Source organism: Wolbachia endosymbiont of Dipetalonema caudispina, from assembly GCF_013365495.1.
Taxonomy (GTDB): domain Bacteria; phylum Pseudomonadota; class Alphaproteobacteria; order Rickettsiales; family Anaplasmataceae; genus Wolbachia.
Genome location: NZ_CP046580.1, coordinates 276,374 through 297,292 on the forward strand (window position 1 = coordinate 276,374; position 20,919 = coordinate 297,292).

At 28.8% G+C, this 20,919-nt stretch carries 18 protein-coding genes; 11 read left to right on the forward strand and 7 right to left on the reverse strand.

Annotated elements, in window-relative coordinates:
- Positions 1–2 precede the first annotated feature (2 nt).
- The 8 genes from GOY14_RS01020 to GOY14_RS01050 all read left to right on the forward strand — a co-directional run bounded on the left by GOY14_RS01020 (position 3) and on the right by GOY14_RS01050 (position 8,050).
- Positions 3–1,454 (forward strand): complex I subunit 4 family protein, encoded by a 1,452-nt coding sequence (locus GOY14_RS01020; protein WP_175809431.1) that lies wholly within the window; start codon positions 3–5, stop codon positions 1,452–1,454.
- The gene (locus GOY14_RS01025) at positions 1,451–2,845 is read left to right on the forward strand and encodes an NADH-quinone oxidoreductase subunit N (RefSeq protein WP_175809432.1); all 1,395 of its coding nucleotides are present in this window, start codon (positions 1,451–1,453) and stop codon (positions 2,843–2,845) included. Before GOY14_RS01020 ends, GOY14_RS01025 begins: the two co-directional genes overlap by 4 nt.
- A gap of 1 nt (position 2,846) precedes the next feature.
- Positions 2,847–3,638: a biotin--[acetyl-CoA-carboxylase] ligase gene (locus GOY14_RS01030; protein ID WP_175809433.1), complete on the forward strand. Its 792-nt coding sequence runs from the start codon at positions 2,847–2,849 to the stop codon at positions 3,636–3,638.
- Positions 3,635–3,763, forward strand: coding sequence for a CcmD-like small membrane protein (locus GOY14_RS03375; protein WP_458694623.1), 129 nt, complete (start codon positions 3,635–3,637; stop codon positions 3,761–3,763). Before GOY14_RS01030 ends, GOY14_RS03375 begins: the two co-directional genes overlap by 4 nt.
- On the forward strand, positions 3,756–4,142 hold the full coding sequence (gene ccmE / locus GOY14_RS01035) for a cytochrome c maturation protein CcmE (protein WP_175809435.1): 387 nt from the start codon (positions 3,756–3,758) through the stop codon (positions 4,140–4,142). The genes GOY14_RS03375 and ccmE overlap by 8 nt, the downstream gene beginning before the upstream one ends.
- A 1,711-nt stretch (positions 4,143–5,853) precedes the next feature.
- Positions 5,854–6,036 carry a 50S ribosomal protein L32 gene (rpmF, locus tag GOY14_RS01040; RefSeq protein WP_175809858.1) on the forward strand — a complete coding sequence of 61 codons (183 nt, stop codon included), beginning with the start codon at positions 5,854–5,856 and terminating at the stop codon, positions 6,034–6,036.
- Between the two features lie 15 nt (positions 6,037–6,051).
- On the forward strand, positions 6,052–7,080 hold the full coding sequence (gene plsX / locus GOY14_RS01045; RefSeq protein ID WP_175809437.1) for a phosphate acyltransferase PlsX: 1,029 nt from the start codon (positions 6,052–6,054) through the stop codon (positions 7,078–7,080).
- Positions 7,073–8,050, forward strand: coding sequence for a beta-ketoacyl-ACP synthase III (locus GOY14_RS01050; protein ID WP_175809859.1), 978 nt, complete (start codon positions 7,073–7,075; stop codon positions 8,048–8,050). The genes plsX and GOY14_RS01050 overlap by 8 nt, the downstream gene beginning before the upstream one ends.
- Positions 8,051–8,062: 12 nt before the next feature.
- On the opposite strand, the gene GOY14_RS01055 is transcribed toward GOY14_RS01050, so the two are convergent.
- The 5 genes from GOY14_RS01055 to GOY14_RS01075 form a co-directional block, all read right to left on the reverse strand.
- A complete protein-coding gene (locus tag GOY14_RS01055) occupies positions 8,063–8,431 on the reverse strand; it encodes a hypothetical protein (protein ID WP_175809439.1) in 369 nt (122 codons plus the stop codon).
- Between the two features lie 120 nt (positions 8,432–8,551).
- Entirely contained in the window at positions 8,552–10,315 is a 1,764-nt protein-coding gene (locus GOY14_RS01060; protein WP_175809441.1) for an aminopeptidase P family protein, read from the reverse strand.
- A gap of 12 nt (positions 10,316–10,327) precedes the next feature.
- Positions 10,328–12,250 (reverse strand): tRNA uridine-5-carboxymethylaminomethyl(34) synthesis enzyme MnmG, encoded by a 1,923-nt coding sequence (mnmG, locus tag GOY14_RS01065; RefSeq protein ID WP_175809442.1) that lies wholly within the window; start codon positions 12,248–12,250, stop codon positions 10,328–10,330.
- A 952-nt stretch (positions 12,251–13,202) separates the two neighbouring features.
- Positions 13,203–14,450 (reverse strand): bifunctional diaminohydroxyphosphoribosylaminopyrimidine deaminase/5-amino-6-(5-phosphoribosylamino)uracil reductase RibD, encoded by a 1,248-nt coding sequence (gene ribD / locus GOY14_RS01070; RefSeq protein ID WP_175809444.1) that lies wholly within the window; start codon positions 14,448–14,450, stop codon positions 13,203–13,205.
- A complete protein-coding gene (locus GOY14_RS01075) occupies positions 14,450–15,649 on the reverse strand; it encodes a deoxyguanosinetriphosphate triphosphohydrolase (RefSeq protein WP_175809446.1) in 1,200 nt (399 codons plus the stop codon). The genes ribD and GOY14_RS01075 overlap by 1 nt, the downstream gene beginning before the upstream one ends.
- A gap of 47 nt (positions 15,650–15,696) precedes the next feature.
- Between GOY14_RS01075 and GOY14_RS01080 the strand changes: the two genes are divergently transcribed.
- Positions 15,697–16,149, forward strand: a complete 453-nt coding sequence (locus tag GOY14_RS01080) for a HesB/IscA family protein (protein ID WP_175809448.1) — start codon at positions 15,697–15,699, stop codon at positions 16,147–16,149.
- A gap of 64 nt (positions 16,150–16,213) precedes the next feature.
- A complete protein-coding gene (locus tag GOY14_RS01085; RefSeq protein WP_175809450.1) occupies positions 16,214–16,888 on the forward strand; it encodes an ABC transporter ATP-binding protein in 675 nt (224 codons plus the stop codon).
- 256 nt (positions 16,889–17,144) lie between these two features.
- Here the strand turns inward: GOY14_RS01085 and GOY14_RS01090 are convergent, their stop codons facing one another.
- Complete coding sequence (locus GOY14_RS01090) at positions 17,145–17,843, reverse strand: alpha/beta hydrolase (protein ID WP_175809451.1); 699 nt, start codon at positions 17,841–17,843, stop codon at positions 17,145–17,147.
- Between the two features lie 139 nt (positions 17,844–17,982).
- Here GOY14_RS01090 and GOY14_RS01095 point away from each other — a divergent pair, with 139 nt between their 5' ends.
- Complete coding sequence (locus GOY14_RS01095; RefSeq protein ID WP_175809453.1) at positions 17,983–19,149, forward strand: cysteine desulfurase family protein; 1,167 nt, start codon at positions 17,983–17,985, stop codon at positions 19,147–19,149.
- 618 nt (positions 19,150–19,767) lie between these two features.
- Here GOY14_RS01095 and GOY14_RS01100 read toward each other — a convergent pair.
- Positions 19,768–20,481 carry a hypothetical protein gene (locus GOY14_RS01100; protein ID WP_175809455.1) on the reverse strand — a complete coding sequence of 238 codons (714 nt, stop codon included), beginning with the start codon at positions 20,479–20,481 and terminating at the stop codon, positions 19,768–19,770.
- Positions 20,482–20,919 lie beyond the last annotated feature (438 nt).

The following is a 20,919-nucleotide window of genomic DNA, read 5'->3' on the forward strand; positions in this document are numbered from 1 at the left end:
AAGTGTTACTGTTTGCTATATTCTTGCTTCCATTAATAGGAGCATTAATCTTATCTTTAATTAAGGTTAATTATGAATCTATATACTTAAAATTTCTTGCTTTATTTTTTGTTGTACTTCCATTGTTGCTTAGTATTCTAACTTGTATAAAGTTTAATTATGATAATACAGGTTTTCAGTTTATTAGTTACCCAATTAAAAATGTTGGAATAGGGGTAGATGGTATATCATTACTTTTTCTTTTGCTTACAACTTTTTTATTTGGTGTTTGTATACTTTACAATTGTAAGATGCGTTATAAGTCTTTGAAGCAATATATGGCATTATTTTTATTGCTTGAAAGTTTTGTAATTGGTTTCTTTATTTCATTAAATGCTATGAGTTTTTATGTATTCTTTGAAGCTGTCTTAGTTCCCATGTTTTTTATTATTGGTATTTGGGGAGGAAAGTATAGAATATATGCAACGTTCAAGTTATTTCTTTATACTCTTACTGGTTCATTATTATTTTTGCTTGGGTTAGTGTATGTTTATAGTATTTTTAAAACGTTAGATATACAGGATCTTGCTACATTAATGCCAAGTCTTAACTTTAGAGTACAATCTTTGTTATGGATTATATTTTTTATTTCTTTTGCAATAAAAGTTCCAATATTTCCATTTCATACTTGGCTTCCTGATGCACATGTAGAGTCACCAACTTCTGGCTCCGTAATTTTAGCTGGTTTGCTTATAAAAATGGGAGGATATGGATTTTTAAGGTTTTCTATTCCAATGCTTCCTCAGGCAAGTTCATATTTTTCAAATTTTGTTATTATACTTAGCATTATTACAGGAATTTATACTTCACTAGTTGCGTTTGCCCAAGATAATATAAAAAAGTTGATAGCCTATTCCTCAGTAGCGCATATGGGGGTTGTTACTGCTGGTCTTTTTTCATTTTGTGAAGAAGGTGTACTAGGTGCTATATTTCATATGATTAGTCATGGTCTTATTTCTGCTGCTTTATTTTTATGTGTAGGAATGCTCTATACTAGAACTCGAACATTAGAGATTGTGAAGCATTTTGGCATAGCTAATACTATGCCAAAATTTAGTTTTATGTTCATTTTATTTTCAATGGCTTCAATAGGACTTCCTGGAACTGCTGGATTTATAGGTGAGTTTTTAACTATGATTGGAGTGTTTAAGAGTATAGGTCTTTTTACAGGATTTATTACACTTGGTACTATTTTAAGTGCAGTTTATATGCTAAATTTATGCAAACAAATAATATGGGGAGGGGAGGGTAATGGCTATTTTAAGTTATTAAATAATCGTTTAGATGTCATAGAATTTTTTGTTCTAATTTTGCTTGCAATATTTGTTATTTTGCTTGGATTTTATCCAACTTTTGCACTAAGTTATTTAAAACCATGTATGACAAATTTATTAGTCAAATATAATACTTTATGAAGTATGTACAGATATTGCCGGAGATTTTTTCTGTTATCTCTTCATTAGTATTATTGTTGCTCGGAATTGTATTTAGCCGTCGTATTATTAATTTGTTAGCACTTAGTTGTACAGTGATAACTTTGGCGATTTTAATTTTTTCAGCGGAAAGCAGTGAAGTTTTTTTCTTTAATGCATTATTAAAACTTAATTTATATATTAGGTCGGCTCAAGGGTTAATTCTTATCATAGGAATGTTAGCATTTTTAATGCTGGATTTATCAAAATATAACTATGAGTATGAATTTTCAATACTGGTTCTTTTTGCTCTATTTAGTATGATAACTTTAGTTTCAACAAATAGTTTGATTTCTTTTTATTTGGCCTTTGAATTAATGAGTATATCTTTATATATCCTTGCAAGCTTTAATAAAAATTCGATATATTCATGTGAGGCAGGGATAAAATATTTTACGCTTAGTGTGTTGTTCTCTTGTGTAATGCTATATGGGATTTCGCTGCTTTATGGATATACAGGGAAAATTGATTTTTCCCAATTAAGCTTATTTATACAGAACTATCAGGTAACTTATGGAGCAATTTTAGGAATAATTTTTATTCTTATTGGTTTATGTTTTAAACTTGCTATTGTTCCTTTTCATGTATGGGTTCCAGATGTATATCAGGGTGCTCCTACTATAGTCACTATGTTTTTTTCTACCGCTCCTAAGGCTGCACTTATAACATTTTTAATTCGATTAATGAATGAAGAATTAATAAATATAAAAAATTATATTCAATATATTTTTTTATATTTTTCAGCATTGTCTGTACTTATTTCTGCATTTGGAGCTTTGCGACAAAGAAATTTAAAAAGATTGTTTGCTTATAGTTCAATTGGCCATGTTGGTTTCATGCTTGCCTCGCTTTCTGTTTTTACACGTATGGGTATAGATAGTTCTTTGATATATTTAATAATATATATTGTTACAAGTATAGGATTATTCGCATGTTTTATACAAATGGATGATGATGATTGTAATGTTGCTAATTTAGCTGGTATTGGAAGGAAATATCCAATTTTGGCTTTTCATCTTTCTATATTGTTATTTTCAATGGCGGGAATACCACCGCTTGCAGGTTTTTTAGCTAAGCTTTTTGTGTTTAAAAGTTTGATAACTTCAGGTTTTGTTAGTTTATCTTTTGTCCTTATAATAGCAAGTATTATATCATGTTACTATTACTTAAACATCATAAAAGTTATGTATTTTGATAATCAGGTTAATGATAGGATTGCTTATTCTAATGGTTTATTTATTATTACTTCAATTGCCTCCTTAATCAATATAGTTTTTTTTATATGTGCGGAAAATTTATATTCGTTAATTCATTTAGTAACTAAAGGGTTATAAAATGGTCTATAAAATATTTGAGGGTTTTCATTTTTATTCTTACAAGGAAGTTTCTAGTACTAATAAAAAAGCATCAGATTTAATTGATAAGGGGATATTAAATGAAACTATCATTATCGCCAATAAACAAACAAATGGTAGAGGGCGTGCTGGAAAAAGATGGCTCTCTCCAGAAGGTAATTTTTATGTCAGTTTAATCATAGATATTTCATATAATAGTACTCATATTATTCCTATGGCGAGTTCTGACGTTGAATATTTGGATAATAAAATGAATGTAAATAAGTTAACGGAATTGACTTTTGTTACTACTCTTGCTGTTGGCAGTACATTGTTGTCAGTCATAGATAATGGTAGCATTCAATATAAATGGCCGAATGATATTTTAGTAGATGGTAGGAAAATAAGTGGAATATTGCTTGAAAAAAAATCTGATTCAAATTGGTTAATTATAGGGATTGGAATTAATACTGATCATGCACCGTTTTCATGGGCAACATGTGTTAATAGTTATGGTAGGTCTTTATCTAATATGGATTTATTAAGAAAAATAATATTAAATTTTAATAAATTAAGAAGGCAATGGATATTTAATGGGTTTTCTTTCATAAGAGAAATGTGGTTGAAAAAAGCGTTTAAAATGAATGAACAGATTAGTATAAAGTTAGCTGACAAGTTGCATGAAGGAATTTTTGTTGATATAGATAAAGGTGGTAAATTGGTGCTTCAGCAAAAAAAAGGAAGCTTAATTTATTTTGATGCAGGCGAGTTATTTGTTAATAATGTGTTATGAGTATGTATGTGGTTTTTGCTTATCTTATTAGTTTTATGTTAATTATTGGAAAACTAGTTTTTACTATTTTTTGCTACGTTAAGAGTAAAGAAACTTTGGAGGATCTTAGAAAGAAGAATGAGTAAGAAATATAAACGGTTATTAATGATTTCAAGTTTTTTGTGTGTTTTGAATTGTGTGGTTTTTTTTATTCTAATGGCACTCAAAGAAAATATCTCATTTTTTTACACGGTAAGTGAAGCGGTAGTTTTGCCAAATAATCAAAAGTTAATTCGTATTGGTGGAATGGTTGTTGAGGATAGTGTAATATATAATGAAGATGAAGTGGTTTTTCAAGTAACAGATTTTAATAAAAGTGTTGTAATAAAATATCAAGGAGTACTTCCGCCAATGTTTTCAGAAAAAAGTGGTGTTGTTGTTCAAGGTAAGATGTTTGATAATGAAACTTTTTTAGCAGATATGGTATTTGCAAAGCATGATGAGAATTATATGCCTAGGAAGTAAGTGATAAAGTAGAGAATTTTTTTATTTTAAAATGTAGTAGATAAATCTTTTTTACATATTAATCTTAGTACTTTTTATTCCTTGGGCAGTTTAACGAAGTGATATTTTTTATAGTATAGCTATTTATTTTATCAGTACTTTGATGTAATATGAATGTTATACATGCTCTATTATAAAAATTGGACCTTTTGCTAATTTATATATCTTACTTATTTTACTTAATATAAAATTGAATATAGCTCTAAAAATTTAGTTCATTTAATGATGTTTAATTTTTAAATTATGTATGATTACTCATCAATTTTACTTTTTTTTTCATTTTAATGTTTTTATTAAGGTATATCTATTGTAGTTTTCTGAATTTGATATTATTTAAATTTTTGTTTGTTAATTATTTTGCTTCTTTTTTTTATATTAAAAAGTTTTGATAGTTAAAGGTTATTTTTTTACTTACAATATAGAGTTAAGTAAAACAAGATTTTGAGTAAGATTCAAAATTTATTCTGCTTTTGCGTTTTATTTAGTAAATCTTAAGAGTATTATTAAGAGATCAATGGTTGTTTTATTGGTATAGATTTATTATTTTCTGGTTATCCATTATGATTAATGATTTTTACTAATTCTAAATTTAGACCTGTTAATATTATTTTTTATTAGAAATGGCTTAATTATTAAACAGAATAGAATTATATATATCGAGAGCTGAGTAATTTCTCAATAGTTGATATATTATAGACATAGAGTAGTAGATAACGGTTTATTTTATAATAAAAGTGCTTATTTTTTATATTATTTTTATCAATATTAGTTATAGTAGCAATTTAAAGCGAAATTATTAATATTAAAAGTATAATTAATTGATAAGTTGGATAAATTGAAAACTGAGTTGTACATTATATTAATATAGCTGATTATGTTGAGATTAAGGTATATTTTTTAAATATTTTTATTAAATTTGTGTTTTGTAAATGTAGATAACATTTTAATTAATACTAAAGTTCTTAGTAAAAAAAGTATTTTAAAGGGTATGATTTGAAAAGAAGAATACATTAATTTGTTTAGCAATGTACATTGTGTCAATTTTTTGTTGTAATTAGTAATTTAAATCATTTTTTAATTTATTAAATTAATTTAAATAATTTAGTTATTTAATAGATGATGACTATGATAGGTTAGTTTTTTTATTCTGAATTGATTAATGACTCATTTATAATTGTTTTATAACTATTTATTATTTATTACAAAACTTTTTGTGACAATAATTGTAGAAAAAAGACTACTTTATGATTTGCTTTGTGTAATTGTGAAAAAATAATATGTATGATATGAATAGTGGTATACAAAGTTAAAAAGACTGCAAAGGACATTATGTACTGCTATTATAAGGTATTTAAGAAGAAGGAATTGTTGTGAGGATAAGAGGGTAAGCGAGTGTTTATTAATTTGTATATTAGTATCATTCATGTTAAAGTGGTTATTTTATACTGATCTAAAATGAAGTTAATTTTGCTAATTTTAGTTTAATCTTTATTAACTGATATATAGTGTAGTAAAAGTATATTTTAATTCAATAATATTTTTAAAATGTTTTAGTTTTAAGCTTATAGAGATCGATTGTATACATTAAATCTTGGTTATTTTATTTACTGTTTACTTCTTGTGAAAAACGTGTTACTAGTAAATGAATTTTTATAGTAAAATAGGGGTAAAATTGGCAGTACCAAAGAAAAAAAAATCGAAATCAAAACGTAATATGCATCGTTCTCATCATGGCATTAAGCCTAAAAATATCATGATGTGTCCAATAACCGGAGAATTTATGTTACCTCATAATGTAGCAGTTGATGGTAGTTACAAAGGAAAACGGGTTTTTATTAAACAGCAGAAAGAATAGTTATTATAATGTTCCATGGTTCACAATAATATAGTTATTGCACTTGATGCTATGGGAGGTGATTTTGCACCTCTTTCAGTGATTCAAGGTGCTAGTTTTTTTTTAGATAATCTTGTTAATTCAGGTATTAAAGTTTTTTTTCATATTTATGGAGATCAAAATGAAGTCTCCCCTTTACTTTTAAAGTATAAAAAGGTAAGTAACAATTCTGAGTTAATTCATTGTTCTGACAGTGTTCTTGCAAATGATAAGCCGTCTTTTGCACTAAGGCATCGTAAAGATTCTAGCATGAAAGCAGCCATTGAGGCAGTAAGAAAAGGTAAGGCTTCTGGAGTAGTATCTTCAGGTAATACTGGTGCATTAATGGCAATTTCCAGATTTATTTTAGGAATATTACCAAATATTTATCGTCCTGCTATTGTGTCTGTCTGTCCAACTAAGACGAAAAGCTTTGTATTACTTGATCTTGGTGCAAATGTTGATTGTAATGCTGATTCATTATTTCAGTTTGCCCTAATGGGAAGTATATTTGCAAGAATAGCATTGAAGGTTGATAATCCTGAAGTTGCTTTATTGAATATTGGTACAGAAGAAATTAAAGGTACTGATTCAGTACGAGGAGCTTTTGAATTGCTTAAAAATGCTCCAAGCATTAATTTTAAGGGATATATAGAAGCAAGTGAATTTTTAGAAGGTAGTATTGATGTGATTGTTACTGATGGTTTTGTTGGTAATGTAATGCTTAAAACTGCTGAGGCAACAGCTAGTACTTTTATTGGTTTGATAAAACAGGAGGTATTCGGCTCATGGATAGCTAAAGTAGTTGTAGGTATATTGTTAAGGTCTAAACTTAGTAAAGCACTCACACGTTTTGATCCTCAAGTTAGGAGTGGAGCTATGTTTTTAGGATTAAATGGTATAGTTATTAAAAGTCATGGAAATTCTAATGCTGTCTCTTTTGCCCATGCTATAAAATTTGCAGTGAGTGCTGTTAGTGAAAATTTAAATCAGAAGATAGTCAGTGAGGTTAGTCATATTGAATAAAAGTTTTATATTGAGTACTGGATCTTATTTACCAAAAAAAACATTAAGTAATGATGAAGTTTCATCAATAGTTAAGACAAGTGATGAGTGGATTAGACAGAGAACAGGAATAACTCAAAGGCATATAGCAGATAAAAAGGAATTAACGTCAGATTTGGCTGTAAATGCAGCGAAGCATGCCATAAAAAAAGCTCAAATTTCTGTGAATGAAATTAATCTCATTATAGTAGCAACAACAACGCCTGATAAGACTTTTCCTAGTTGTGCAACTATTGTGCAGGGCAGGCTAAAATGTAAAAATGCTTTTGCTTTTGATGTGCAGGCTGCATGTTCTGGTTTTATATATGCAATTACGATTGCTGACTCACTTATTAAAACTAATAGTAGCATTAAGTATGCACTAATTATAGGTGCTGAAATAATGTCTAGAATTATTGATTGGAGAGATAGATCAACTTGTGTGCTATTTGGGGATGGTGCTGGTGCAATAGTGATAAAGTCTGCAGTACATAGTGGGAGGATGGGAGAATTTACAAGTGGCATAGTATCAACTAATTTATATTCTGATGGTAATATAGGTGTGTTGTATACAAATGGGGGAATATCTTCAACTGGTAATTCTGGAAAAATATGCATGAACGGGAGGAAAATGTTTGAACATGCAGTGGAAAAATTAACAGCTTCAGTAAAGGAAGCACTAAGGTTTAATAATTTAAAGATTACTGATATTGACTGGTTAACTCCTCACCAAGCTAATATCCGTATCGTTGAAGCAGTAGTAAAAAAATTAAATTTATCTATAGAAAAAGTAGTCAACACAGTTGGTCAACATGCAAATACCTCAGCGGCGTCAATTCCACTAGCACTTGATTATGCAATACGAAAAGCGAAAATAAAGCCAGGAAGTCTAGGATTGTTGATTGCAATAGGTGCAGGCCTGACTTGGGGTACTGTGCTGCTACGCTATTAATAGCTCACTTTACTATTTATTGTTTTCAATTTTTTCTATTAATTTTCTAACTAGTCCTCTTAGTTTTTTACTATATTGATCAAGTTCTTGGATTTGAGAACCCTCTTTTTTCATGAGCTCTTTATAGTTACTTTTTATGTAGTCGATCATTTCTTTCATTTGAGCAATTACTTTGTTAATGTCCATACTACTCAAATTTGATACTATATCAGTCATAGAACCATTTAACATAGTTCCAGCCATGAGTTGTTGGGACATTTGCATAAATGGCTTTAAGGTTTGGTTAAGTAACTCAGGGTCTCTAGCTAATTTTTCTATTTGTTCTTTACAAGTATTCATGTACTGTTTCATAAATTCATCTTCTTGTACTTTATCTGTCATAATTTACCTACTGGAAATACTTATTTTCTATTATGTATTTTTTTTTAATTAAAAACAATATATAATGCCTGCTATCACTATAAATACTGATTTTAATTAAGTAGAAAATATTTTTTTAGTTTATAAAAGGGCACATATTTTTTTCAACCATTTCTTATCTTTAATATTGTTTTTTAGGTTTTCATATACAAACTGATGGTAATTATTTACCCACTTAATTTCATCTTTAGTAAGCATTTCTGTATTTATTAATTTTTTATCGTATGGAATAGAAGTTAATTGTTTGAAGTTTAAAAAACCATTTTCTTTCTTGTCAACATACATCAAATTTTCAATTCTTATTCCATACCTTCCTGGAATGTAATAACCTGGTTCGTTAGAAAGTATCATTCCTGGAATAAGCTTTATTTTATTTCCTTTTGATATTGATTGTGGTCCTTCATGCACTGATAAATAGCTTCCTACTCCATGTCCTGTGCTGTGTGTATAGTCTATTCCCAGTTTCCATAGATTAATGCGTGCTAATATATCTAGCTCTTCACCAGTAGTGCTGGAAGGGAAAACTGCGTTTGCTATAGCAATATGAGCTTTTAATACTATTGTATAGTGAGTTATTTGCTCATTAGTTGGCTTGCCAATTGCTATAGTTCTTGTAACATCGGTTGTACCGTCAAGGTATTGGCCACCGGAATCAATTAGGTATAGTCCGTTTTTCTGAATTACTTTATTTGTTTTGCTGCTTGAACGGTAATGAATTATTGCTCCATTTTCATTAAATGCAGAGATTGTTGGAAAGCTTGGTTGTTTAAATAAGGCTTGCTTTTTTCTATATTCTAAAAGTTTCTCTTCAGCATTAAGTTCGGTGATTTTATTGAATTTATTGTATAATAATTGTTTAAGTGATAAATTATCAGTGTTTATTACTTGGGTGTTATGTAGATATATAGAGGGTGGCTTATTAATATTGTTTTCAAGCCAATATAGAAAATTTGTTACTGCTATTCCATCTCGAATGTGTGCATTTATAGTGCCAAGTATTTCAGTTTGATTTTTCACTGCTTTATGAATAAGACAAGGATCTTCTTTTTCAACTACCTGTTTGCTTTGTATTATAGTCATAATATTCATTGGAGTTGTGTTTGGATCTATCATTACTGAATTTAGTTTATCTAGTGAATTTTCTAATTTGTTAATATCAAAAATCTTTATATGGTTATCTAAATTTTTTTGTATAGTCGAGTATTCTTTGTCTTGAATAAATAAATCAACATTGTTATTCTTATATAAGATAGCACAGCCTAGTATACATGGAGTATACTTAGCATTTTCATTTCTTAAATTTAATAACCATGAGATTGAATTTGGATTAGTTAGGAGTATGGCTTCAATTTTTTGATTTGTTATACTTTTAGTTATTTTTTCACATTTATTCTTACTACTTTCACCGGAGTACTGAGTTGAGTATGAAACTATTATTTGTTTTTTATAATTGCTTTCTTTTTGAATTAAATAAGGTACTAATTTACAAATATTCTCATATTTTTTTATTTCTTTTACAGTAAAATGCTGTAAATAGTAACCTAATGAAGTAGTTGATGTTAAGTTTGCTTTTATCCATTCTTGTGGCTTTTTTTCTTGTATGTTATATACCTCAAAAGTGTCTTGATCCAGCTGATTGTAAACTTGTGTGATATAACGTCCATCTGTAAAAAATGGGCATTTATTGTTTTTTGTAATAATTAGTAGGCCATTTGTTCCTGTAAAGCCACATAACTCAGTTAGTTCATTTGGATATTCATTTTGATATTCATCTTTAGTATGTAACATAAATACATCTACATTTATTTTACGCATGAAAAAACGAAATTCTTTAATTTTTGACATATGACTGACTCATTAAAGTTGATTAGCTACTTTCATTTTCTTATTTTTTAAATATACCAATATATTAACTATTGCTGCTGGAGTGATACCTTGTATTTCTTTTGCAAGACCAATTGTTATTGGTTTTATTGCCTGCAATTTTTCTATTATTTCATTTGATAGGCCTTGGATTTGTGAATAATTTAGGTCGATTGGAATTTTAGTATTTATTTCTTCTTGTAAAAATTTCATGTCTGCCTCTTGTCTTATTAGGTATGGTTTGTACTTTGCTTCAATTGCAACTGCCTCATGTATTTCTTTTTTGGTTATATCATTTATTGTATTATCATTCCAGTACATGATATTATTTAACTCTGGCCATACTTTTTGTAATTTATCCCAGTTAATATTGGGATAACTAAGTAAATCTAGTGCTGTTTTTTTTATTCCATCATAGGATATTTTGATACCATAAAACTTAAGTTGCTCAGGAGTAATTATCAAATTTTCTAGACTTTTTTTGAGCTGCTTAATAAATTGAAGTTTACTTTGTAAAACAGAGTATCTCTTGTGTGATATAAGGGAAATATCATAACCTTTTTGTGTTAATCTTCTATCTGCATTGTCTGATCTGATTGATAATCTGTATTCTGAACGTGAAGTGAATAGTCTATAAGGTTCTATTACCCCTTTAGTAACGAGATCATCTATCATTACACCAATGTACGAGTCTGTACGATGGAGAATAAAATTTTCTTTTTTTCCCCCTGCAGAAAGTGCTGCGTTAATTCCAGCAATAATTCCTTGTCCTGCTGCTTCTTCATATCCAGTTGTTCCATTAATTTGGCCAGCAAAATATAGCCCTTTAATTTTTTTGGTTTCAAGGGTATGAAATAATTCTCGTGGATCTATGTAATTATACTCGACTGTATATCCAGGTCTTAATATCTTTGCGTTTTCAAGTCCTTTGATACTTTTTATCATTTCGTATTGTACTTCAATAGGTAATGAATTTGAAATACCGTTTGGATATATAGTATTATCATCAAGTCCTTCTGGTTCTAGAAATATTTGGTGACTATTTTTTTTTGCAAATTTTTTAACTTTTGTTTCGATTGATGGACAATATCTTGGTGCAACGATATCATTCAAATATGAAGAAGCTGATCTATGAAGATTTTCTTGAATTATTTTATGTGTATTTTGATTAGTATAAGTGATGAAACATGAAATTTGAGGTTGCTTAGTTTTTTGTGTAAGATAAGAAAAAGGTGTAGGTGGGTTATCACCTATTTGTTCTTGTAGAGTTGAACAGTTTATAGTATTACGATCAAGTCTTGGTGGGGTTCCTGTACGTAACCTGCCTAATTTAAAATTATATTTTTTCAATGTGTTTGTGAGTTCTATTGCAGATTTATCTCCCATTCTTCCTGAAGAAATTGTTTGTTTACCTATATGAATTATGCCTTGTAGGAAAGTTCCTGTAGTTAAAATGACTTTACTTGTAAATATAGACTCTCCTGAGCTCGTTACAACAGCTTTGATATATAGCTCTTTATTATTGTTCTTCTTTTCAATAAGAAAGTCGTCAACTGACTCTTCTTTTACTGTTAAATTATTATAACTTAAAATCATTTCCTGTATTGCTCTTTTGTATAATTTTCGGTCTGCTTGCGCACGTGGTCCCCACACTGCAGCACCTTTGCTACCATTTAAAATAACTGAGTGTATGCTTGCTTGATCAATTGCTCTTCCCATTATTCCATCAAGGGCATCAATCTCTCTTACTACAATACCTTTTGCAATTCCACCGATTGCTGGATTACAAGACATTTCTCCTATAGTTGAAATTTTATGAGTTATAAGTAGTGTATATGCACCAAGGCGAGCTGCAGCTGTAGCTGCTTCACATCCAGCGTGGCCACCACCTATTACCACCACATCATACTTATACATGTTTTTATTAGTTATTATTTTACTAATATTCTAATTATCGAAGGTAAATGTCAAATTTTATGATAATGTAGTATTTTAAATAACTGTTCGGTATTTTAAATTTTTTAGTCATGAGATATAGAACTGAAGACTATATAGAATACTAGTACAGGATTTGCAAATAGGTGAATAGATATAGTATTCAGCTTTTTTTCTCTCTTTCTTTACTAAACTTTGTTTATACTAAAGATTTTAGTTAAATTAAAAATAGCTTAATTATAGTTATTAAAGATTATCATATAAAAATGATATTTTTACTGTTTTAGCTAAAAATCGTGTTTAAAAGAAAATTATTTAGTCATATATGTTAATTCTAAGCTAGACTAAATTTAATATTTATTATAGTTATTGTTAAAAAGTATTTTTCTTTATATAGGTATTTCAAAGAATATGTGTAAGTAAAAAAAATATACTATAAGTATAGTAAAATAAGTATCTAAGTATAATTTATTTATATCTAATGATAGTAATAATATTGTTATTTTTGCTAAATTAATTATTGGCTTAAATTTTGTATTGTTAATATAATTGCAACCTTAATTATGAAGGATAGTTTTTTTGTTATTATTATGTACTTTACTATGTTGCTTATTAATATAAAGTAAATGTATAATAATAGAAATAAATGATGTTTAAGCATCTAAAAGTGCTAAGTCGATAAGAGATAAAGACAACTAGTTCAAGATGAATTTAAATAAGACTAGAGGGTTTAGTTATTAAAATTACTTAAGCAAAAAGAGACAGTAAAATTAATATGTCATTAGAAGTAAAAGTTAGTGAATTGGGTTATTGGTGGTAATGTTCAAATTATTTAAGGTGATATTGGATAGGTTTAGTGGTTATTAATTTATAAAGAAAATAATTTAACCTATTATAAAGGTGATTTTTTTATATCTTAAGAAAATATTGTAAATTATAGCAATTTATCCCAAATCTCAATTATATCCTCATCAAAGTCTATTATTTCTACTTTTTTGAATTGGTAACAGTTATTGATGAATTTAATCTCTAAATTTCCTATAAAAGGAATAGCATCATTACCTAGAATTTTACCACTACGGCAAATTATCAATCTATCTATTAAGTTGCACTTTAGTAATTCTGTAATGAGTATCCTTCCACCTTCAACTAATAGCCTTGTTATACCAATTTTTGACACAAGTTTTGATGCCATATCTTTTAGACATATTTTCTTATCAAGAACATTAGATATTTCTTGTTCTGATGTTATTTCAGTATGTAAAATTGAAGTTTTGGGTTTATTATGCAAACGTTTAGTGTACTGGTTTGAGACTAAATTTTCTAAGTTCCAGTGTCTGGAAAGTGGAATTGAGGAGAGTGATTTTGAGGTAATGGGGGATTTGCTATTTGAATTAACTATTAAATAATTAATATTATGTATTTTTTTTTCTACTTTCTTATTTGTAATTACCCAAGTTATTACTTTATCTGCAGTTTTTGCAATATTATGCTCTTCTTTTAGTTTTCCTTGACTGTCAATAATTAATCTGGTTGGTGATCTACCTTCAAGTCCTGGTAATCTACAAGTTAACAGTGGATTATCCTTGATTAAGGTATTGCTACCAATCATAATTGCGTCATGTTTTGCTCTGAGTGTGTGTACCCAATTTCTTGTATCTTTGCTTACTATCCATCTGCTATTACCTGTGAATGTTGCAATTTTTCCGTCTAGAGTCATTGCAATTTTACAAGTTATAAATGGTCTATGTAATTTCTGAGTGGTAAAAAAGCCAATATTTAATTTTTCTGCTTTTTTTTGCATGATGCCTTGCTTAACTTCAATTCCTGCTTCTTTTAAAGTTTTAATGCCCCTGCCTAGAACTCTTTTATCGGGGTCAATTGTTGCAATTACTACTCTTTTTATTTTAGATTTTATAATTTCTGCAGTACAAGGTTCTGTAACCCCAAAATGGCAACATGGCTCAAGAGTGACATACATAGTTGCACCATGAGTAAAATTTTTAGCACTTTTTAAGGCAATTATTTCTGCGTGTGGGCGTCCACCAATTCCTGTGTAACCTCTGCCAATTACTACATCATCTTTGACTATGATACAGCCAACAGCTGGATTTGGTGCAACTCTTCCAAGAGTTTTTTCAGCAAGCTTTAGTGCTATTGACATAAAATAATCATCTGTCATTAGAAAGGAGTCATTTCATGTGAAGTGTCAAAGATTTTTTTATGCTCGTGTATGGCAAATCTATCTGTCATACCAGAGATGTAATCACATATTACTATAGAACGCTCAAATTCATAGGTGAGTCTATTCCATTCTATGGGTAATAGTTTAGGGTTTTCATAAAAGCATTGAAAAAGCTCCTGTATTATACGTTTTGCTTTATTCATTGTTCTGTTGAGTTTATAGCTTTTGTATATTTTTTCTGTGTTGAATTTTTTTATTTCTTTTGTAGCATTTGCAACTTCTGGTGAAAATATAACTAGCATTTTGTTTAAACTTCTTACATCTTCTACACTTTCTATTTTATAACCTTTAATATTTTTTTTGGTTTGAAAAACAACATCACTTATCATAATTCCTATAGCTCTGCTAAGTGATTCATGTGTTAGCTTGTTCTGAGATAATTTTGAATATTTGCTTTTTGTATCTTTGAATATTTCTCCAATTAAAGGAATATTGAGTAAATCTTCTATAGTTACTAAATTACCTCTCAATGCATCATCAAGATCATGAACACTATATGCGATGTCGTCAGCAATTGAGGCGACTTGTGCTTCAATGCTTGAAAATTTTTCAAGTTTTAGGTCATATTTTTTATTATATTCTAATAATAGCTGATTATTTGTATGAAGTGCTGCATTCTTACCGAGTAGAGGTCCATTATGCTTTGCAACTCCTTCGATTACTTCCCAACTTAAGTTCATACCATTAAAATCAGCATGTTTTTGTTCAAGATAAGTCAAAATTCTTATAGCTTGAACGTTATGATCAAATTGATATCTTTCATTATCAATATTTAAGTTTTGAATTGATTTCCTTAGAGCGTTTTCTCCTGTGTGACCAAATGGAGGGTGACCTAGGTCATGTGCAAGTGCTATGCATTCAGTAATATCTTCATTTAAACCAAGCCTACGTGCAATAGATCTTGCAATTTGTGCAACTTCAAGGCTATGAGTGAGTCGTGTGCGATGATAATCGTTCTCATAATTGATAAAAACTTGTGTTTTGTATCCTAATTTTCTAAGTGCATTGGAGTGTATAATGCGATCCCTGTCACGTTGAAAACAGCTACGATTTTCATCTTCTGATTCTTTAAAATACCTTCCCCTTGTTTTATGTGGAAAACATGCATAATTTAACAAAAAATTATTATTTGACATGTAAAATTTTTACTATTATAAATTATTGATAATGAATGGTGGTTATCATGTCAATAGATTACAATATTAACTTAACTAATAGTGCGTTAAGGAAAATTCGCTCTCTTATAGAGCAAGAGGGAGATAAGGGTTCTATTTTGCGAATCGCAATTTTAGGTGGTGGGTGTTCTGGTTTTAAGTATAGTTTCCTTATGGATCAAATCAATAAAGATTTATCATCAGATGATGAAGATGATAATTATAGTGGTGAATTCAATGATAATAATGAGGAAATTAAAGATTATAAAAGTGGTTTTGATTTAAGTAAAAAAAATAAAAATGAAGATATAGTAGTTAATGATGAGAATGGACAACCTATATTAATGATTGATAGTTACTCGGCGAAGTTTTTAGGTAACTCAGTTATAGATTATACTGAAGATTTAAGTGGTTCTGGTTTTCAAGTAAGTAACTCTCTTGCCAAGTCTCAATGTGGCTGTGGTAGTAGTTTCTCAGTTTAGTGAGAGTTTTTTCCCTGTCCTCAAAATTTAGTACGAAATTTAAGTAACTGATAAGCCTTTAAAGATGAGTAATAGTGTAACATTAGAATTAGTTTCTATAAGTAAAAGTTTTAAGAAGAATTTTGTTATCATAGAAAATGTTAGCTTAAGGGTTGTAAGAGGGCAAGTGGTTGCGTTAGTTGGTAGTTCTGGGTCAGGAAAAACAACTATATTACAAATTGCAGGTTTAGTAGATAAACCAACTTCAGGTGTAGTAATAGTGGATGGGGTAGATTGTACACGAACTAGCAGTAAATATAGAACTCATATAAGAAAGAATTTTCTTAGTTTTATTTATCAATTTCATTATTTATTGCAGGAGTTATCGGTGTTAGAAAATATTATGCTTCCTCAGCTTATTCAAGGTAAAAGTAAATCTAAGGCGATAGAAAGTGCAAAGGCAATTCTGGAAAAATTTAGCTTAGAAAATAAGGCAGGTAGTATGATATCTGAAATTTCTGGTGGCGAAAGACAAAGAATTGCAATTGCGAGAAGCATTGTGAATTCTCCAAAACTTTTACTTGCAGATGAACCGACAGGGAACTTAGATCCAATAAATTCTTTAAATGTGTTTTTATTATTACGTTCTTATGTCAAGGAAAATAATAGTTCTATGGTTATAGTTACACATAACTATTTCCTTGCAGGAAAGGCAGATTGTGTTTTACAGCTAAAGAATGGATCTTTGGTAAGGTTGTAAAAAAAAAAAGTATAAGAGTATGAAGTATGAAACTATAATCTATTTAATCTTGTACTTACTTAGCCAACGGTCATTAACAGGGTATAATTCACATAAAGTACTTTTATTGCTTTTTATACATGGACTTTTTAACTTATGTGATTTATTTAAAAAACATCCTGATAACATAAATATAGCTAAAATTAAGAATAATAGTTTCTTAAACACAAACAAACCTCCTACTTATATTATTATACTTATTTTTTTGTTGTAGAGATTAGGCATACTCTTTTATTTTTATTTCTTTTTTTACTTTTTGTAGAGAAATAGCTGTGTTATTTAAGCGTAGTTTTATATATTCGTCTATGATTTGAACTACTTCTTCTTCTTTATTTCTTAGGAAATGGTTGGTATTATCTATTATATGATATTCCATATGATCACTTTTTACTGAGCTCATCAACCTTTTTGTTAATTCTGTTATATCACTTTCTTCTGAGATTGTATCATTACTGCTTTGTACTATGAGTCCAGGAACTGGACAAGGAGAAAGAAAGGAAAAATCATACTTAGTTGCTGGGAGAGAAAGAGCAATAAAACCTACTATTTCAGGTCTACGCATTGTTAATTGCATAGCAACCCATGCTCCAAAAGAAAATCCAGCAACCCAGATTGGAACGTTGCTAGGATTGTGTTCTTGAAGCCAATCAATTGCTATTGCTGCATCAGTTAATTCTCCTATACCTTTATCAAAAGTTCCAGTAGATTTTCCTACGCCACTAAAGTTAATTTTTAATGCAGAAAAGTTATTGTCAATAAAAGATGTGTATATACCATGTATTATTTTACTATCCATATTACCTCCATATTGGGGATGATGATGTAGAATTAATACAACTGGTGCATTAATACTTTTGCTCTGGTAGTATTCACCTTCTATTTTTTTTGCTGCATTGTTTAAAAAAACTTCTACCACTTTTGCTCCTAGTTTAAAGGTTAATTTAATAGATATTTAAATTATATATTAATCTTCTGTTTTTGCAATAAGCTTTTGTTATGTTAAAGTAAATATATATTTTATATATTTAATGATAGGAGAGGAGTTTTTATAAGGAATGGAGGATAGATTTTCAAGTTCATTTTTTTTAAAAAAAAGTAATTATATATATGCTGATTATAATGCAACTTCTTTAGTTAGTAATAGTGTGAGGAGAAGTATACTCGAAGTTTTATCGAAACGAATTTTAAATCCTTCATCATTACATAGAAAAGGACAGGAAATAAGAAAAATTCTTCAGGATGCAAGGGATGTTGTATATAATATTATTAATGTTTCAAGTGATAAGGAAGTAGTTTTTACATCTGGTGCAACTGAAGCAAATAATATTGTTATGAGGGGAATGAGAGGCTTTCAGTATGTAGTTTCAGCTATAGAGCATCCTTCGATTCTTAATTCTGTATATAATCCACATATAATACCTGTTGACCAAGAAGGTATAGTTGATCTTCTAGAATTAGAAAAGATCTTAAGTAAACTTAAGGGAAATAAAGTAATAGTGTCAGTTATGATGGCTAATAATGAGACTGGGGTTGTGCAACCTATTAAAAAAATAGCTGAAATAGCGCATAAATTTGGGGTAATTTGTCACACTGATGCTGCTCAAAGTGTAGGGAAAATTAAAGTTAATATGGAAGATTTAGGAGTAGATTTGCTTACTTTGTCTGCTCATAAGTTTGGTGGTATAGCAGGTGGTGGCGTTTTAGTATTTAATAAAAACCTTATAATAGAACCTATAATAGTTGGTGGTGAGCAAGAAAAAGGATTGCGTGGTGGTACAGAAAATATTGTTGCAATTGTAGGTCTTTCTGCTGCATTACAAAATATTCCAGATCTTTTATTAAAAATGGATAAAATTAAGAAACTACGTGATCAATTAGAGAGTAAGTTATTGAGTTTTGTTGGTGATAGTATAAAAATTTTTGGTCAGAACTCTAAAAGACTGCCAAACACAAGTTTCATTTGTATGCCAGGAGTTAAGAGTGACATACAACTCATGTATTTTGATTTAAATAATATTGCAGTGAGTAGTGGATCTGCATGTTCTTCTAATAAAAAGATTGAGCCTTCTTATGTATTACTTGCAATGGGAGCGACGAAAGAGCAAGCAAAATGTTCAATTAGGATTAGTATAGGTCCACAAACTAAGTCACAAGATATAAAAAGAATAGCTGATTGTTGGTATAGTATTTATAAAAAATATTCTTTAGGTATGTGTAAGTAATTTGGGTTAAAAAAATAAAAAAAATTACTTAACAAATTGTGTAGTCTTTATCATTGATCATAATGATTGTTCGAGTTATTTTAAGTTTGTGTAGTTAAATAATAAGCATTATATACTAATGTAGAATATTAATAATTTTACTATATTTATATTTTTATCTTGATAGCATAATATAATTATAAAATGTTTAAAATAGTATGAAGTGCGAGCTTAGGTATTAAAGAATAAATAGTTCATTGCTAAGTTTCTTTTGCTTTTTTATTTAAAAAAATTTGAAGATTTATATTTGAGATAATTTATATATGAATATCCGTTTTTATAATATATCTTTATATTAAGAGTGGATAATAAAGTTTGGCAGTTATTAAGAATATTATATTTAATATATGCTCAGCTGTTTTTTATGTTTATTAAATTATTTTCTTGTAGGTTAATAATTTTATTAGTTTTGTGTCTGGAGCTTAGATGATATTAAAGGGTAAAATAGTATTTTTTAAAAAATTAAAGGTAAAAGATTTTTGATTAAAAAATGTAGTTAGATTTAGATTAGTTATTGTGAGTTTTTTGTTTTAAAATGAGAAGTAAAGAGACAAAATTTTGCCTCTTCACTTCATAATATTAAACTGCTTTTCTAGCTTTTTCTATAGCTTCTTCTACTGCGACATCTGCTAATTTGGCTGATACATTAGCTTTTAAAGCTTTCAGATCTTGGTTACTTACTGCGACTTTTAGTGAACTAGCATTATTCATGCCTAGTTCTGTTTTCATGTCAGCAAGTTGATCTTTACCACCTACCTTAGTTACTTTTGCTTTATATTCGCTAGCATTATCTTTAGGATCTGTATGTGCAAGTTCAACTTCGACTTTTTTTCCTGCTAGTAATACATGCACTGCTTTTTTATCATTTCCTACTAGGGCTTTATAATCATTGATTGGGAGTATCAAAAATAATTGCTGGATACTTTTACCATCTGTTCCTTGAACCTTTTTTTCAATAATTTTGCCGCTTTTTACTACATCATCAATAAGAGTAGCAAAATTTGTGTCTTTACAGTCATTATCAGTTTTACTTTGAGCTTTTTCTATTGCATGCATTTGCTGATACGAAGAAATAGCTTTTACTGTAAAATATGCGGTAATAACAAATAGAGTTGCAATTCCAATAGGATTAGCGGCAGATACTAGAAATGTAGGTCCAGTAATTGCGTTAGTGGCAACTAATATTGTAGTTATTGCTGCTGCTAAAGATGCAACTACGACTGTACTTTCAATACTTGTTTTTATTACAGGTGCGGTATTTTCCCATTTCCATATGCTTGATTTCGTAGTCATAAATACTTTCTCCAATTAAAATTAATAAAAATTAATTTTATATTGGTAACGTATGTTAGTCAAGTTTTATTTGTGCTAATTTGGTAATAATTGTTTTTAGTTATTTTAAGTTTAGAGCTATTTATTATGGGATAATTTAAAATTATATGAATTTAATGTGTATTTAAAGATCTGAATAGTTAAATAAATTTTGCTATCAAGAACTTTATTGTATTATTAATGATAAAGCAGACTTTTCTCAATTTAGATTAATGAAACAAAGGTATTAGGTTATTGAAGGTGAAAAAAACAAATATAAAGCTCTTAGTATCTAGGTGTAAGTATGTTAACTTAGATTGATTTTTGTTTGGTACTATAAATAATAGGTGCTGTTTTTTTTATGGTTTATTTATGTGGTAGTAGTGGTATATATATAGATTGATCACAAGAGATTAAAGT

Excerpts from the sequence above, each read along its gene's own strand:
- GOY14_RS01060 (WP_175809441.1), bottom strand. The coding sequence starts at position 10,315 with ATGTCAAAAATTAAAGAATTTCGTTTTTTCATGCGTAAAATAAATGTA.
- GOY14_RS01075 (WP_175809446.1), bottom strand. The coding sequence starts at position 15,649 with ATGTCAAATAATAATTTTTTGTTAAATTATGCATGTTTTCCACATAAA.
- GOY14_RS01095 (WP_175809453.1), top strand. The coding sequence starts at position 17,983 with ATGGAGGATAGATTTTCAAGTTCATTTTTTTTAAAAAAAAGTAATTAT.
- plsX (WP_175809437.1), top strand. The coding sequence starts at position 6,052 with ATGGTTCACAATAATATAGTTATTGCACTTGATGCTATGGGAGGTGAT.
- GOY14_RS01080 (WP_175809448.1), top strand. The coding sequence starts at position 15,697 with ATGTCAATAGATTACAATATTAACTTAACTAATAGTGCGTTAAGGAAA.
- GOY14_RS03375 (WP_458694623.1), top strand. The coding sequence starts at position 3,635 with ATGAGTATGTATGTGGTTTTTGCTTATCTTATTAGTTTTATGTTAATT.
- mnmG (WP_175809442.1), bottom strand. The coding sequence starts at position 12,250 with ATGTATAAGTATGATGTGGTGGTAATAGGTGGTGGCCACGCTGGATGT.
- ccmE (WP_175809435.1), top strand. The coding sequence starts at position 3,756 with ATGAGTAAGAAATATAAACGGTTATTAATGATTTCAAGTTTTTTGTGT.
- GOY14_RS01030 (WP_175809433.1), top strand. The coding sequence starts at position 2,847 with ATGGTCTATAAAATATTTGAGGGTTTTCATTTTTATTCTTACAAGGAA.
- GOY14_RS01025 (WP_175809432.1), top strand. The coding sequence starts at position 1,451 with ATGAAGTATGTACAGATATTGCCGGAGATTTTTTCTGTTATCTCTTCA.
- GOY14_RS01100 (WP_175809455.1), bottom strand. The coding sequence starts at position 20,481 with ATGACTACGAAATCAAGCATATGGAAATGGGAAAATACCGCACCTGTA.
- ribD (WP_175809444.1), bottom strand. The coding sequence starts at position 14,450 with ATGACAGATGATTATTTTATGTCAATAGCACTAAAGCTTGCTGAAAAA.
- GOY14_RS01085 (WP_175809450.1), top strand. The coding sequence starts at position 16,214 with ATGAGTAATAGTGTAACATTAGAATTAGTTTCTATAAGTAAAAGTTTT.
- GOY14_RS01055 (WP_175809439.1), bottom strand. The coding sequence starts at position 8,431 with ATGACAGATAAAGTACAAGAAGATGAATTTATGAAACAGTACATGAAT.